The organism is Sulfurimonas gotlandica GD1 (assembly GCF_000242915.1).
GTDB classification, from domain to species: domain Bacteria; phylum Campylobacterota; class Campylobacteria; order Campylobacterales; family Sulfurimonadaceae; genus Sulfurimonas; species Sulfurimonas gotlandica.
In genome coordinates this window covers 2,400,931-2,417,344 of sequence record NZ_AFRZ01000001.1, presented here as the reverse complement: position 1 = coordinate 2,417,344, position 16,414 = coordinate 2,400,931, and the positions used below count along the sequence as shown (strand labels likewise).

Sequence of the window (16,414 nt, the reverse complement as noted above, 5' to 3'; positions counted from 1 at the left end):
CAACTTTAATTTACTGTACATGATAAAGGTCGTAGCTCTGAGTCTTCATCAAGGTAGAGTCCTTTTTCACTTCCCTCTACTTCAACACCAAACATATCAACTATCTCACGTTGAGAGATTATCGCAGATGGGATTATGTCTACTATGGAAGGCACGATTTCAGAGTACTTTATCTTCGCATAGAATACAACTACCTCATCCATAGCCTCATACTTTGAAAATATCCACTGAATCTCGACCTTATTATCTTCAAGTGCAACACCGTTTAGAGTCAAAAAATGCCACTCTTTTTCTTTGTAAAACTCTTTTATCTTATCTCTTACGTTCTCTAACGAGACTTCAATCTTTATCATCTTCTTTATCCTCCTTGGTTGAGGGTTCCCCTACTCTAAGTGCGTTATCTCTACGACTAACGATGCCATCCTCAGATGCTGACTCTCTAAAGAGTTTAAACGGTTTTTCCATCTCTTTTGTCTTCTCTTTTAAAATATCTAAAGCTTTAACAAGCCCGTCTATCAAAAGTTCTGGAGATGCTGCACATCCAGGGACATAAACATCAACAGGTATATATCTATCTATGCCGTCTTCAACATTGTACATATCTCTAAAGACACCACCAGTACATGTACAGCTTCCAAATGCAACCACAACTTTTGGCTCTGGCATCTGAATATATAACTCTACAAGTCTCTCTCTACTTCTATATGTAACAGGTCCTGTCACTAAAAATACGTCTGATTGTTTTGGGTTTCCTGTGTTTATGACTCCAAACCTCTCTAGGTCATATTTCGGGCCAAGAGCCGCTAATATTTCTATGTCGCATCCGTTACAACTTCCCGCATTATAGTGAAGTATCCACGGTGATTTTTTTCTGTACTTTTTCAGGCTAAACATAAGAGAGTCCTATGAGGTTTAGCATGCCAAGTGTCAGTCCGATGCTAAGAACTATTTTAATCAGGTGGTTTATCTTTACTCTGGCAGTTGAGTTATCTACTAAGTTTACAAGTAAAAATACTACGACAAACAGAACTGCTCCGAGTAGTATGCTATTACCAGCAAAGAGCATAAGCAGTGAATAGATAAAGACATACTCCAACCACTTAGCCATGTATAAGAACTCAAAAAAGACTCCGCTAAACTCTACCTCAACACCACCGACTATTTCCTGATGAGCTTCTGCTGCATCAAATGGAGACTTTTTCAGTTTTACAGGGATAACAAGTAAGAAAGCTAAAAACAGAAAAAACATAGATGCAAGTTCTGAACTACTACTTCTTATGGCATCTATATCAAAAGTTCCATTGAGCATGAAAAATCCAACTGCAAGCATGATGAGTATAGGCTCATAAGCGATTATAGAAAGCAGTTCTCTATTTGCCCCTATATGTGAGTAGATTGACCTGACACTAAAGCCTGTTAAAACTATAAAGATAGATGAGAGTAGATGCAAGAAAACGACATATAAAAGATTCTCTCCAAGTATGACAAAAGCAACAACTACCCATAGTGTAACAAAGTGCATAATTCCCAAGATGGAATGATACGGATTTACTATGAACGCTTGTTTTCCCAGGAGTTTGTACATGTCATAAAAAGGCTGTAAAATAGGAGGCCCTTGACGATTTTGCATCCGAGCACGAACAACTCTCTCAAAACCGTAAATCAAACCACCGATTAGTGGAGCAAATATAATTAGAATAATCTCTATCATAACACCGCTCCTACAACCAAGATAAGTATAAGGAGTATAGCCACAGCAGTTATGATTTTTTTATAACCATCTGATACAGCAAAATAGTACATACTTAACTCTAACTCATCCTTTTCCCCACAGTGATACTCTTTTACTCTATGGGCTTTTTTAAACAGCACAGATACGAAGAGTATGGGGACTATGGCTATTAGTAGTGATGGGACTATTATCTCCGTTGAGCTTAAGAGTTTCATATCATAACTTACAAGTATGCCTATGATAAGAAGAGATACTAATATACTTGATGGAATCATGTAGAGTTTTGGCAGAGGAGTATGGTTGTCTTCTTTAGAACTAACATCTTTAGCAAAGAGTTTTGTAACGACTTTAAAGTAGAGAAGTGTTAAAAAGACACTTCCAAGAGCTATGAATATAAGAGCTAGAACATATAGAGGGTTTCTTGTTATCTCTGTTGCTATTGACTCTATGGCCATAAACTTTGCTATGAAAGCTCCAAATGGAGGAAGTGTCAGAGATGCAAAACCTATGATGATAAAAAAGACTAATATCGGCGAGTGATTTACCAGTCCATTTATCTCTTTTACATATTTCAGATGATTTACTTTTTCTAAGATTCCGGCTTGAAAAAAAAGAAGTGCTTTTGAGATAGCGTGAAAGACTATGAGAACCAGACAAGCTGTTATGGATTCTTCACTCCCTATAGCCGCTAGAGCCATCATGAGACCAAGAAGAGCAATGGTAGAGAGACCAAGTATCTCTTTGAAGTAGTCTTTGCTCAGAGCGAGCATAGATGCTGCGAAGAAAACAAATGTTCCTATGAGAGTTATAGTTATAGATGCAAATCCGCTACTTATAATGGCAGGAGAAAGCTTTAGCATTAGATACGGAGCAATCTTTACCATCGTCGCACTATGAAGTATGGCACTAACTGGTGTCGGTGCTACCATAGCTCCAAGTAACCATTTATCAAACGGGATGCTAGCCCCCTTAACAAATCCTGCTATCGCTAAAAGAGCTATGGGGAGTAAGTAGGTAGAATCTATGTTTTTTATGAGTATGTCAAAATAAAGAGTGTCATACTTGGTTATGGAAACGACTAAAGCTAGAAGTATTGCCACTCCGCCTATCTGGTTCATCCATAGTGCTTTTAAAGCGTTGTTGTTTGAGAGTTCATCACTGCGATAAGCTATTAGAAGATAAGAAAAGAGAGTTGTCAATTCAAAGAGCATAAAAAATATTTCTATGTTGTTAGTAGAGACAATAAAGTTCATCACACTTAAAAAGAGAAATAACATTGCAATAAATCCACTCTTTTTAAACTTACTAAACTCTTCACTTTTAATATATTCAAGAGCGTATATAATAATAACTCCGCCGACTATATTTATGACTAAGTACATTATAGAAGATACTTTATCGACTAAAATATCACTAGAGAGCAGAGTTGGAGATAGAGATATAACATAAGTGTAAAGTAGCATCTGGATTACGGCAAACATAGTAACTAAGCTGTGTTTTTTGGCTATACCCTGCCAGAGAAAGTATGCTAGTAAAATAAAATCAATAAACATAAATATATTATGAAAGAGATGCGGCAGTGAAGCTTGTAAAACGTCAATTGTAGTGAACAGATGACTAAGGCTTACAATAGCTAAGATGCTAACAAAAACAATTGCCATTGTGTTTTGCATGACATACCTGTTTAGCATAACCATTAGTGCAAATATTAAGGGAGAAATAATCAAAACATCATACATTCGCATTGATACCTTTGAAACAATTTATACACTATTCTAAACTATTATCACTTAGCTTACACTAATCTCTATTAAATAGAGTACAATACATAACATATGAAAAAACATACTATCGAGCAGACGACTATCTTTATAAGTGTTACAAAGTGGCTATTACTCTCCTCTATGATTGGCATTATTATCGGTGCCAGTGTTACACTATTTTTAAAAATCTTACAATTTTCAGAACAAAATCAAGAATCACTACCATTTCCACACTATTATCTGCTTCCATTTGCGCTTGTTGCAACAGTTTGGGTTGTAAATAAATTTGCTCCGGATGCAAAGGGCCACGGTACAGAAAAAGTTATTGAAGCTGTGCATAAAAAAAGTGGAAAGATAGAACTTTCAGTAATTCCTGTAAAACTACTTGCAACAGTCATGACTATTTTTTCTGGTGGTTCTGTAGGTAAAGAAGGGCCAGGAGCACAGATTGGTGCAGGTATGGCTTCTTTTGTCTCAGAGCTATTTAATTTTAGTGAAGAAGACAGAAAAAAACTTGTCATCTGCGGAATCGGTGCCGGTTTTGCATCTGTTTTTGGCACACCTATAGCAGGTGCTATTTTTGGGGTTGAAGTTCTCATAATTGGACTAATCCGTTACGAAGTTCTTCTTCCATCTTTTATTGCTGGTTTTGCGGCATTTTCAACTGCACAATACCTTGGAATAGAATATACATATTTTGACATAAATTTTAAACATCAAGTTGAGATAAATCTTCCTCTTATTTTTCAAGTTGTCCTGGCAGGATTATTTTTTGGTTTAATCTCTGATATCACTATAACTTTCTTAAAACGAATAAACAGTGCTATTAAAAAAATTCCTTTAAATGTTTATATTAAAGCATTTTTAGGTGGTCTTACTTTAGTTCTTATTTCACTGCTAGTAGGAGAACAATACTTTGGATTGGGGCTTGCAACAATAGACAATGCTCTACAACCTGACCCAAATATTTACCAAGATATTCCTTGGTATGCTTTTATTGTTAAAACAATATTTACATCTATTACTTTAGCTGTAGGAGGAAGTGGTGGAGTTGTCACACCTATCTTTTACATAGGTGCAACTAGCGGTAATCTCTTTGGCTCTGTTATGGGTGATCATATAGCTTTTTTTGCGGCACTAGGGTTTATTAGTGTACTTGCAGGAACAACAAATGCGCCAATTGCAGCAACTATTATGGCAATGGAGTTGTTTGGAATTGAAGTAGCTCATTATGCAGCGATATCCGTAGTTATCAGCTTTTTAATGACTGGTCATCGTAGCGTTTTTCCATCACAGATTCTAGCGATGAAAAAATCAGATATGCTCGATATCAAACATGGTGAAACCATTGCAGATACACAAGTCAAAATGAAAACCAAAGATATAGATAAACTAAACAGTATTCGTGAGCGACTTCAAATGAAGCGTAAAAAGAGAAATGAAGTCCCTAATTCTAAAAAATCTTAACTGCTCGACCTTTTATCAATAACACTATCTATATATCTTTTTATTTCAACTACAAACATAACAGAGAATGAGATAACTATAATCTCTATCCACGTCGATAAATCTAAAGATTCACTTTTAAAGATGTCGTTCATAAAATCCGTATGAGTAAATGCAATCTGAGAGAGAGTCATCAGAACGACTCCTAAAAGTAAGAATTTATTACTAAACACGTTAGTTCTAAAAACTGATCGCTGCAATTCTTTACAGTTAAATAGATAAAAAAGCTCAATAAATACAAAGATATTTACCGCTATAGTTCTCGCATATTCTATGCTGTGACCATTAGAAAGAGCATAATTAAACATACCATAAGATGCCACTAGCATATATACACCGACTACCAGCATCTGATGAATTATCTCTTTGGTCAGGATTGGAGTATTAGGGTTTCTTGGTGCTCTTTTCATAATGTAGCCTTCACCTGATTCAAAGACTAGCATAAGTCCCAAGAAGATAGCAGTTGACATATTTATCCAGAGTATTTGTAGAGGAAGTATCGGAAGAGTTAGACCAAGGACAATCGCTACCATGATAACAAGGCCCTCTCCAAGATTTGTCGGCAAAGTCCATGTAATGAACTTTATCAGATTATCAAAGACTATTCTGCCCTCTTTTACAGCATGTGCGATTGAGCGGAAATTATCATCACTAAGTATCATATCAGATGCTTCTTTTGCTACCTCTGTACCACCATAACCCATGGCTATACCGATGTCTGCCTGTTTTAGCGCAGGTGCATCGTTGACTCCGTCTCCAGTCATTGCAACTATTTCACCTCTGGCTTGAAGAGCATCTACTATTCGAAGTTTTTGTTCAGGCTCTACTCTTGCAAAGACCTTGACTGTTGCTACTTTTTTTATAAGTTCATCATCGCTAATCTTCATTAAATCATTTCCAACAAGAACAGACTCTTCAAACTTGGCGTCATTATCAACAATATACATCATCTTGGCAATAGAAAATGCAGTAAGAGCATGGTCTCCAGTTATCATTATGATATTTATACCAGCACCTTTAGACTCTTGTACAGCTTTTATAGCCTCTGGTCTTGGAGGGTCCATCATTGCTTGAAGACCTAAAAATATAAATTCATTCTCTAGCTCTGACTCTTCTATCTTCTCTTTATCTGTTAGTTTTTCAGCAATAGCTAGAACTCTTAATCCATCAGATGCGTACTCTTCTACCTTTTTCATAATAGACTTTTTGTCTATTACTTTAGACTCTCCATTTAAAAACTCAAAATCACAAATCTCTAAAATAACTTCTATAGAGCCTTTTATGTAAATAATATTTTGATTATTTTTAACGTATTTATTTATCGTCGCCATAAACTGTCTATCAGATTCAAATGGCAGAATATCAACTCTAGGATATGATTTATTTAATCTATGTTCATCCCATCCGCATTTAATTGAACTGACTATTAAAGCACCCTCAGTCGGATCACCGCTTATATCATAGTGTCCATCTTTTCTTACCAGATATGACTCATTACAGAGATAACCTGCTTTTAAAACCTCATTTAAATTATTGTTACAAGATGCTAACTGTTCTCCATTTTTAAGAATATGCCCTTTTGGCTCGTAGCCATTCCCAGTTACTTCATAAGACTCATTACCACAAAATATATTTGTTACTGTCATCTTGTTTTGAGTCAGTGTACCCGTCTTGTCTGAACATATTGTTGTTACACTACCTAGTGTCTCAACAGCCGCTAGTTTTCTGATGATGGCGTTTTTACTAGCCATACGACTTACACCGATAGCAAGTGTAATTGTTACAGCTGCAGGTAAGCCTTCTGGAATAGCGCCAACTGCAAGAGCCACAGATGCCATAAATGTCTCAACAGCACTCTTGTCTCTTAACACACCTACGATAAATGTAAAGGCAGCAAGAGCTAGTATCACATAGAGCAGGATTTTTGAAAATTCTGCTATCTTTTTTGTAAGAGGTGTTTGCATCGCTGTTGTATTTTCTATAAGATGTGCGATCTTTCCAAGTTCGGTATGATTGGATGTAGCTACAACAATACCCTTTGCCCGACCATACGTAACAAAGGTTCCTGAGTATGTCATGTTCTTTCTGTCACCCAAGATGCTGTTCTCAGAATGTGTAGATATGTTTTTAAAAACAGCGAGTGATTCACCAGTAAGCATAGACTCGTCAACCTTTAAGTCTCGTATTTCGATTAGTCTCATATCAGCAGGAACTTTTGAACCTGATTCAAGCATAACTATATCTCCAGGAACTAAGTCTACAGAATCTATAGTTATTTTTTTACTGTCTCTTATGACTACTGCTTCAGTATGCATCATCTGCTTAAGTGATTCTATGGCTTCTTGTGCTTTTACTTCCTGCATAAAGCCTATGATAACGTTTATGATTACAACGCCAAAGATTACTCCGCTATCTACCCACTCATGTAAAAATGCAGTAACAGCAGATGCACCAAGAAGTATGTAGATAAGTGCATTATGAAACTGAATAAAAAACTTTTTAAGATAGGAGTCTTGCTTTTTCTCTTTTAGTGCATTTTTACCAAAAAACTCTTCACGGTGCTTAATACTGAGAGATCCTAACCCATCTGTCACGTCACTTTCAAAGAGTTCAACTATCTTTTGACTTTCTAAACTGTGCCAATTTTCACCTATGAGATGCTGCATCTTGGGCTCCTATTACAAACTTTTTATCTTATATCTACTAAGTTCTTTCCCCTTAGTATCGATTATGTGAACTGCACAAGCAAGACATGGATCAAATGAGTGAAGGACTCTTAAAACCTCAAGCGGCTTAGATGGATCTTGCATCTTTACACCAATTAGTGCTTCTTCATAAGCTCCTCTTACTCCATCAAAATTTTTAGGAGTAGCATTCCATGTTGTTGGAGCTATTACTGAATAATTATCTATTTTTTGATCTTTAATATTTACAAAATGAGAGAGCGTACCACGCGGTACTTCAAGAAAAACTCTACCTTTTGCGTCCTTGTCTAATTTTTCAAAATCATACTTAGTCCAGGTATCTGTGTCGTAGTATTTAATGTTTTGTATGAGACGTGAGACAAGTTTAAAAATATACTCACAGATGTATCCTGTCTCTATAGCTCTAGCCGAATTTCTTCCCACTGTACTAGATAAGTCTATAAGCTCCAAATCAGTAGCTTCCAAAAATTCATCTACAAAAGATTTTATGAGTTTGTTATCTTTTTTATAGCTAATTAGAACACGAGCAAGCGGTCCCGTCTCCATGACTTTGCCATCATATCTAGGAGCTTTTATCCAAGAATATTTATCATCATTTTTTGCAGTTTTAAGACTTCCGTCTTCATTTAAATCAGTATAAAACACTTCATTGTCTTTATACCCCACACCCTCTCTGTCTTTGCCGTTCACCTTGTACCAAGCACGGTCAACCTCTTCTGAAACTTTGTTTTCATCAAACTCTTCTATGTTTTCAAAGTTATGTGCATATATTACGCCATTGCAAAAAAGTCTCTGCTCGCCTTCAAACTCATAACCGCCTACTGACATAAAGTTACCGTTTGCACGGCCAACTGCTGCTTTTATCTCATCTCTGTAAGCAGTTGCGAGCATCTTGGCATCTGGAAGGTATGCACGGTCTATAAACTCTTTTGCTTCTTTCATCACAAAGAGGTAGTCATTTAGTCTTTGAGGATTTAACATATCAGCAACACTGGTAATACCACCGACGACTATGCTCTGTGGATGCGGAGTCTTACCTCCAAAAATGGCTACAGCTTTAGAAATTTTTGTTTGAAACTTCAGAGCTTCAAGATAGTGAGATATCATAACCAGATTTTGCTCAGGAGTGAGCTTATAGTCACTGTGTCCCCAGTAGCCGTTTGAAAATGGACCGAGCTTCCCTGCATCTACAAAGTTTTGCAGTTTTTTTATAGTCTCTTCGTAGTGTGAGTGAGAGTTTCTAAATGGCTTGTCTGAATATTTGTGTGCCTCTTTTGAAGTGAGTTTTGCATCTGCACATAGAGCACTTGTAACATCTACAAAATCAAGTGCATGGAGATGGTAAAAATGAACAACATGGTCTTGAATAAAAAGTGCCATTGCCATCAAATCTCTAATAATCTCAGCATTTTTTGGCAAGACCAGAGAGTAAGCATCTTCAACCGCCGAGACTGCTCCTCTAAAATGAGAATTTGTACAGACTCCACAAATCCTGCCGGCTAATAGCCCTGCATCTCTTGGATCACGACCCTTTAGAATAATTTCAATACCACGAAAAAGTTGTCCGCTGACATAAGCTTCTTGTATTACTCCATCTTCATCAACTATTACTTCGGCTCTCAGATGCCCTTCAATTCTTGTAATCGGATCAATAACGATTTTCTTCATTATGCGCCTCTACTTAATTAAATATCGATATTTACATAATACTATCATATTTAGAGATTAGGCAAGTTTAAATATCACATCTTTGGTGTCTTCATATTTTTAAGGAAACTAGATATATAATACACGCAAATAATTATATGGACAAAAAAAGTGAATCTAAAGCAAAATCTCTTTGGTGGTATTACAGCCGCTGTAATCGCTCTGCCTTTAGGATTGGCATTTGGAGTGGCCAGTGGTATGGGTGCTGCTGCTGGTATTTTTGGTGCTATTATTCTAGGGTTTTTTGCTTCACTTTTTGGTGGTACTCCATCTCAAATATCTGGACCAACAGGACCTATGACGGTAGTTGTTGCTGCGGCAGTCATAAGTCTAAATAGTGATATTGGTTTAATAGTCACAACAATTTTACTTGCAGGTATTTTTCAAATCATTTTTGGTATTTCAAAAATAGGAAAATTTGTACAGTATATTCCATATCCTGTCATTTCAGGATTTATGAGCGGCATAGGTGTAATTATCATCATCTTACAGATAAATCCTTTCTTAGGGCTTACTAGTGATGCTTCCATAGTTCACATACTCATAACTCTTCCATCAAACATCACAGATGCAAATCTAAGTGCAGCTATTATTGCTACTGCAACGATTATTATCATGTTTTTCTCACCAAGTAAAATATCAAATATTATTCCTGCTCCTCTTATCGCGCTGAGTATTCTGACACCCATTAGCATCTACCTAAACTTGAGCATTGCTACAATAGGTGAGATTCCTGCAACGCTACCTTCGTTTGTGATGCCGACTTTAAGTTTAGAACACTACACAACTGTTATATCTTTAGCTTTTACTCTTGCGGTTTTAGGAATGATAGACACACTTCTTACTTCTATAGTCGCAGACTCCATTACAGGTACCAAACACAAGCCAGACAGAGAGCTAATTGGTCAAGGCATAGGAAACTCTATTTGTGCACTCACAGGCTCTCTTCCTGGAGCTGGAGCCACTATGAGAACCGTCATAAATATAAAAAGTGGTGGGACTCATAAGATATCTGGTATAACTCACTCTCTCATTCTTCTACTCACTGTTCTTTTCTTGGCTCCATTAGCATCTAAGATACCGCTAGCTATTCTTGCCGGTATACTAATAAAAGTCGGTGTTGATATATTAGACTATAAATTTTTATCTATCTGGAAAGATTCTCCTAAAAATGATTTAAGTGTTATGCTTGTTGTATTTTTAATAACTGTTTTCATTGACCTCATCACGGCTGTTGGAGTCGGTATAGTTCTGGCATCCCTACTTATTGTTTACAGAATAACTAAAGAGGCTAAAATAACTCTGGTTGACTCCCAACATGAAGATGCAGATATCCAGTTCAATCTAATGGAAAAAAAAGTCAGAGTCATCAAGATAAATGGTGCTTTTTTCTTTGGCTCAAGTACTGCCTTTGAGCGAGAAACAAACTCAATTCTTGACACTAAAATTGTTATCATAGATATTTTAGATGTGCCGTTTATGGATATCACTGCCATATTCACTCTAAAAGATCTCATCTCAAAACTACAAATTGACAATATAGAAGTTATAATACTTGCACAAGAAAAAGACAAGACTCAACTACTAAAACTAAACAAAACACGCATCTTTGACAACGTAAAGTTTTATGATGATATGAACTCGGCTGTTAAAAATATATAAGGATAAGAAAATGACTTTGGTAGAGCTAGAAAAATTACTTACTCTAAAAAATGGCTCAGTAAAAGAGTTTCCATTTGGCGAAGAAGCTATGGTCTTTAAAGTTATGAACAAAATGTTTGCCCTTGTTGCTTGGCAAGAAAAACCACTCAAGATAACACTAAAATCACTTCCTCAAGATGCTCTTGGCTATCGCGATATTTATGAGTGTGTAACTGCCGGTTACTACATGAATAAAAAGCATTGGAATACGATAACGCTAGACGGCACAATGCCAGAAAACATACTGACTACGATGATAGATGAGTCTTATGATTTAGTAGTTTCAAAACTTACAAAAAAAGAGAAAGCAGAGCTACTCTTAAAGAGCTAAGAGTCATCTTTTTCCTCTTCATACTTTCTCTCATTAGCAAACTTATCAAAAAAGCCCATCTCTACACAACCCATACATCCGTGTCCGGCTTGAACAGGCCAGCTTGTTCCACCGTTGAACTTCATGGTCGGACAGTTTACATTTGTGTATGGGCCTTTACATCCCATCTCAAAAAGACACCAGCCTTTTTTAGCACCCTCATCACCCCACTCTTTTACAAACTCGCCTAGTTCATAGTTACCACGTCTTTCACAGTCATCATGTACGCGTCCAGAGTAAGCCCAAAGAGGACGGTTAAACTTATCTAGCGGAGGTAGTTCTTCAAACATCAAGTATGAAAGAAGTGTTCCCACTATATTTGTAGGATTGGTCGGACATCCTGAGAGGTTTATGATGTCATCACGATGAAGTGCTTGGGCAACACCTACAGCTCCTGTTGGATTTGGATAAGCGGCTACTACTCCACCATCAAATGCACAAGAGCCAACTGAGATAACAAGAGCTGCATCTTTTGCACACTTTTTAAGAAGGTCTATTCCTGTCTCACCCTTTGGTCCGATGCGAAGATACTTTCCATCAATTGCAAGTGGCACAGCACCTTCGACTATAAGAATATATTCACCCTTTTGATTTGTAATGATATCTTCTAAAATAGTCTCACTCTGATCTCCACTCGCACTCATAAGAAGCTCATGATAATCAAGTGAAACATAGTCAAAAATAATATCTTCAATAGCCGGATTGGTTGACTTTATAAACGCTTCGGAGTTTCCGCTACAATCAGCAAGCTCAAGCCAAATAATAGGAACTTTGTTCAGAGCACAAACAGCACCCTCTATAACTTGCTCAAAGTTTGGATGAAGTTGCATATTTGCCGTAACCATGGACACCCAGCTGTTTACTTCTGACTTTGCTATATCTAAGGAGTTCATAGCCGCATCTAGATTATCTGTTGTAAGATTATTTCTAGGGTTTAGGGCATTAAACTTATCTATACGTTTTTGAACCTCTGCTATCTCACGTTCACGTTTTAAATCTTGGGCTGTTTTTCTTGGCATATTTGGATCTATGAGATGCTGAGAATCTTTTATAACATCTTGAACCATCATCTTACATCTTCCACAGACTCTACCTGCTTCTGAGAAGTCTGAGAGTTCTGAGAATGAGCCTATACCTGTCTGAGTTACTATGTCTACTAAATCTTGATGATAAACATGTTCACAGCTACAAATAAGTCGTCCTCTCTCACCAATTAGCCTGTTTTGATAGAGATAGTTTATGTCTACCTCTTCTCCACTATTTACAAGAGTCTCAATATAACCGACATCTACATTTGAGTTTATCCCTATAAACCTGGTTAGTTTGTCATCTTTTAAAAAGTATTCATCTATTCTCTTATCTTCTTTGGAAGTGATAAGAATCTTTTCATAATCACTACTAAACTTTGGAGAGTTAACTTCTATGAGATCAAACTCACCGACTTTTAACATATCAATGCTAACTCCAAGTTCAAACTCTTTTACTTCACGACCGACTATATGCGAAATTGCACAATCAGCCTGCATCGTACACTCTTTAACATGCCCTGCTACAAAGTTAAACTTCTCTACTTCAGCACACTCTCCGACTGCATAGATGCTCTCATCCTCTGTCTGCATATAAAGGTTAGTCAGTATTCCCTTATTGCTTTTAAGTGAATCTTTAAATGAGGCTATATTTGGTTTGATACCAGTACCAAAGATAAGAAAAGGATTTTTGATGTTTAGTTTTTTTGTTTGAAGTGAGACTATCTCACCATTTTCTATTATCTTATCTACTATCTCATCTTCGTAAGATATCTTTATCTTTCCATCTTTTGTATAACACTCTTCTATTGTTTTTATGGAGTCTATTGAAAGGTCTTTAGAATATAGATGCTTACCTCTGATAAGTAGAGTAATATTCGTGATATTTGGCATATCATTTAGAGTCTCTAAAAGCTCTAAACCTATAGGTCCACTTCCAACTATAACTACTTCTCTACCTTGTGTGCCAGTTCTAATAATGTCACAATCATCTGCACTTCTAAATACAGCAGCATTTTTTACTTCACTTATATCAAAAAGAGTTATCGGAATAGAACCTGTAGCAAGTATGAGCTTGTCATAACTAAACATAGCATCATCTGAGAATACTCTTTTAGCATCTCTATCTATTTTCTTTATGGTCTGGTTTAATTCTAGTTTTACTGTGGGGTCTAGAGGTAGAGATATCCCTCTCTCATCTTCTGTTTCATCGATAAGACGACAAAGATGTATCCTGTCATAAGGTGGATGTTTCTCATCACTTACAATGACTACATCCGAGGACGAATCTTGTTTTTTAAGATTGTTTGCTAAATATACCGCGGCGATTCCGCCACCTACGATTACTACTCTCATATGCGCAACCTTTAATATATTATATAACTTTTAAATCATATTTACCATAAAACTCACTACTCTATACAGCTATTTTTCTTTTTTAAAAGTTCAACAAACTGCTCGTAAGGCAGTGGTTTAGAACAGATATAGCCCTGACCTTCATCAACACCCATCTCTTGTAAGAAGTGCATCTGTTCAAGTGTCTCAATACCCTCAGCAGTTATTGCCAAACCCATTGTTTTAGCAAGAGCTACAATTATTCTAGTAATTTCAACATCATCAACATCATGAGGAATATCTCCAATAAATGAGCGGTCTATTTTTAAACGGTTTATAGGTAATCTTTTGAGATAACTCATAGATGAATAACCTGTTCCAAAATCATCAACAGCCAAGTCCACGCCAATTTTTCGAACATCATGAAGTATTTGAAGAGCTCGTTCACTATCTTCTTGCATATAACTCTCTGTAATCTCGACTTCTATAGACTCTGGAGATATTCCACTTTTTATGATATTGTCTGATAGTACTTTTACTATATCATCACGAGTAAACTGAACATTTGATACATTTACACTAACTTGTGTTATACCCAATCCAAGCTCACTCCATGAGGCAAAATCCTCACAAGCTTGTTTTATAACCCATGCTCCAATCTTAACAATCTCGCCACTATCTTCACTTAGAGGTATAAAATCATCAGGTGAGACAAATCCAAACTCTTTAGAATCCCATCTAATAAGTGCTTCTGCACTTTTTATAGATCCATCTATAAGTGAGAACTTTGGTTGATAATAGAGTCTAAACTCATCTCTATTAACTGCTTCTTTTAATTCTTTTAGCATATTTATACGCTTACTCAAAGATACTTCCAGCTCTTTTGAGAAAAAACTGTATTGGTTTCTTCCATTATCTTTTGCCTTATACATTGCAAGGTCAGCATTTTTAAGAAGCGTCGTAGTATCTTCACCATCATCAGGATATATTGATATACCAATGCTACCAGAGATTGTTATCGCGTTGTTTTCTATATATAATGGGATAGTCATCTGTTTTATAAATTTTTCTGCTATTTCACCTATGTGAGAGAGAGATTCTAAATCTTCTATTAAGATGTTAAACTCATCACCACCTATCCTAGATATAGTGTCACTCTCTCTCATCACGATTGAGAGATTTTTAGCTATTTCTATTAGAAGCTTATCTCCTACATAATGACCAAGTGTATCATTTACGTTTTTAAAATCATCAAGGTCTAAAAAGAAAACTGCAAGTTTTGTATTTAATCTTTTTGCACGACTTATGGATTTTTCCAATGTTTCAATAAACATTACCCTGTTTGGTATTTTTGTCAGTGGATCAACATGTGCCAATTCATCCAGCTGCGTCTCACGTTTTGCAATTTCATCAGCCATATTATTAAATTGAGAAGATATCGCTCCAAGTTCATCTTTAGAAGTGATATCTATTCTATTTTCATAGTTACCTTTTGAGATAATTTCAATACCATTTAGTATTTTTTTCAATGGTATTGATAACATATTATTTATTATTACAAGACTTGTTATAAAAGTTACAATGATTATAAAAAATAAAATTGCGACTAGGCTTTGTCTGTTATTTCTTAGTGTCTTATCAAACTCCTCTTTATTCGTCTCGATTCTAAAAAAAAGTGAACCATTTTCCAGAGGAACTTGTACTCTTGTAAAGAAAATGTTTTTTTCATTATGTAGGTGAAGTTCATCTGCTTTAAATTTTGAAAACAGAAGAGGTGCATTATGTGTAAACTTAGCTTCATTTGTTTTGTTTTTAAAGTCGTAACTGATGATCATACGTGAAGACATTAGTTTATTCATATCTTTTTGAGAAAACTGTTTACTAATCTCAACGTAGCCAAGAAACTCTCTCTTCGTTGCAGATATTTTTCTAAGAATTGCATGTTTTGCTTTTAGTCTTAAGATATCTCCATCTCTCTCATAAACAACACCACCACTTTGAATATCGAAGGCTGCTATACGAGCTGAATCTTTTAGTCTGGTTTTGATATTTGTTGACAAGTTACTTAGAGTGTATGTTTCTTCATTTTCATTTTTTGAATAATATACAGACTTCGAATCTACATATGAAGTAAATGTAGCTAAGTGATTATTGTTCATATGATTAATAAAAGCGACAAGACGGTTATTTGAGTCATATATGGATATATGATCACTTAAGGAGTGTTTTCCTTCAAGGATTAGAACATCTACTATTCTTTTTTTCTCTTCATCAAAAAGAGATGCGTCATAACTATCTATATCCTCATAATTTTTAATAAGGTTCATAGAAGCTATTATCTCTTTGTTTTGAGACGTTAAAGCGATACTCTCAAGTATGTCTTTTTCTGTATTTTTAAGTTCAATTGAGAGATCTAAAAAAGACTCTTTAAATTCATTTTTCGAATCATCATAAAAATGCTCTTCTAAATATTTGTTGCTTATATAACCGACTAAAAGTACTGACACTACAGTAAAAAACAGTGTGTAGAAAATCAGTTTAAATTTTAATGAGACTTTAGTATTCAAACA

The 16,414-nt window shown here is 35.8% G+C and carries 11 protein-coding genes; 3 read left to right on the top strand and 8 right to left on the bottom strand.

All coding sequences use genetic code 11. The features are described 5' to 3' along the window. Positions 1 to 5 precede the first annotated feature (5 nt). Genes SMGD1_RS11910 through SMGD1_RS11895 form a run of 4 tightly spaced genes read right to left on the bottom strand, consistent with a single transcriptional unit; the run spans position 6 to position 3,405 of the window. Complete coding sequence (locus SMGD1_RS11910; RefSeq protein WP_008339535.1) at positions 6 to 353, bottom strand: NADH-quinone oxidoreductase subunit C; 348 nt, start codon at positions 351 to 353, stop codon at positions 6 to 8. After that, positions 340 to 894 carry an NADH-quinone oxidoreductase subunit B family protein gene (locus SMGD1_RS11905; RefSeq protein ID WP_008339238.1) on the bottom strand — a complete coding sequence of 185 codons (555 nt, stop codon included), beginning with the start codon at positions 892 to 894 and terminating at the stop codon, positions 340 to 342. Before SMGD1_RS11905 ends, SMGD1_RS11910 begins: the two co-directional genes overlap by 14 nt. Continuing rightward, the gene (locus SMGD1_RS11900) at positions 887 to 1,711 is read right to left on the bottom strand and encodes an NADH-quinone oxidoreductase subunit H (protein ID WP_008339306.1); all 825 of its coding nucleotides are present in this window, start codon (positions 1,709 to 1,711) and stop codon (positions 887 to 889) included. The genes SMGD1_RS11905 and SMGD1_RS11900 overlap by 8 nt, the downstream gene beginning before the upstream one ends. Next, positions 1,708 to 3,405 carry a proton-conducting transporter transmembrane domain-containing protein gene (locus SMGD1_RS11895; protein ID WP_241761484.1) on the bottom strand — a complete coding sequence of 566 codons (1,698 nt, stop codon included), beginning with the start codon at positions 3,403 to 3,405 and terminating at the stop codon, positions 1,708 to 1,710. The genes SMGD1_RS11900 and SMGD1_RS11895 overlap by 4 nt, the downstream gene beginning before the upstream one ends. A 162-nt stretch (positions 3,406 to 3,567) precedes the next feature. On the opposite strand from SMGD1_RS11895, the gene SMGD1_RS11890 reads away from it, so the two are divergent. Next, the gene (locus SMGD1_RS11890) at positions 3,568 to 4,962 is read left to right on the top strand and encodes a chloride channel protein (RefSeq protein WP_008339322.1); all 1,395 of its coding nucleotides are present in this window, start codon (positions 3,568 to 3,570) and stop codon (positions 4,960 to 4,962) included. Here the strand turns inward: SMGD1_RS11890 and SMGD1_RS11885 are convergent. Together SMGD1_RS11885 and SMGD1_RS11880 are read right to left on the bottom strand one after the other, a co-directional pair. After that, positions 4,959 to 7,667 (bottom strand): cation-transporting P-type ATPase, encoded by a 2,709-nt coding sequence (locus SMGD1_RS11885; protein WP_008339262.1) that lies wholly within the window; start codon positions 7,665 to 7,667, stop codon positions 4,959 to 4,961. The two genes, SMGD1_RS11890 and SMGD1_RS11885, sit on opposite strands and share 4 nt — an antisense overlap. Positions 7,668 to 7,679: 12 nt before the next feature. Then, positions 7,680 to 9,374: a nickel-dependent hydrogenase large subunit gene (locus SMGD1_RS11880; RefSeq protein WP_008339553.1), complete on the bottom strand. Its 1,695-nt coding sequence runs from the start codon at positions 9,372 to 9,374 to the stop codon at positions 7,680 to 7,682. A gap of 150 nt (positions 9,375 to 9,524) precedes the next feature. Here SMGD1_RS11880 and SMGD1_RS11875 point away from each other — a divergent pair, with 150 nt between their 5' ends. Both SMGD1_RS11875 and SMGD1_RS11870 read left to right on the top strand, forming a co-directional pair. Further along, on the top strand, positions 9,525 to 11,075 hold the full coding sequence (locus tag SMGD1_RS11875; protein ID WP_008339583.1) for a SulP family inorganic anion transporter: 1,551 nt from the start codon (positions 9,525 to 9,527) through the stop codon (positions 11,073 to 11,075). A gap of 10 nt (positions 11,076 to 11,085) precedes the next feature. Continuing rightward, positions 11,086 to 11,445 carry an MmcQ/YjbR family DNA-binding protein gene (locus tag SMGD1_RS11870; protein WP_008339216.1) on the top strand — a complete coding sequence of 120 codons (360 nt, stop codon included), beginning with the start codon at positions 11,086 to 11,088 and terminating at the stop codon, positions 11,443 to 11,445. On the opposite strand, the gene SMGD1_RS11865 is transcribed toward SMGD1_RS11870, so the two are convergent. Together SMGD1_RS11865 and SMGD1_RS11860 are read right to left on the bottom strand one after the other, a co-directional pair. Beyond that, complete coding sequence (locus SMGD1_RS11865) at positions 11,442 to 13,865, bottom strand: hydrogenase small subunit (RefSeq protein WP_008339407.1); 2,424 nt, start codon at positions 13,863 to 13,865, stop codon at positions 11,442 to 11,444. The two genes, SMGD1_RS11870 and SMGD1_RS11865, sit on opposite strands and share 4 nt — an antisense overlap. Positions 13,866 to 13,921: 56 nt before the next feature. Next, positions 13,922 to 16,411 carry an EAL domain-containing protein gene (locus tag SMGD1_RS11860; protein WP_008339390.1) on the bottom strand — a complete coding sequence of 830 codons (2,490 nt, stop codon included), beginning with the start codon at positions 16,409 to 16,411 and terminating at the stop codon, positions 13,922 to 13,924. Positions 16,412 to 16,414 lie beyond the last annotated feature (3 nt).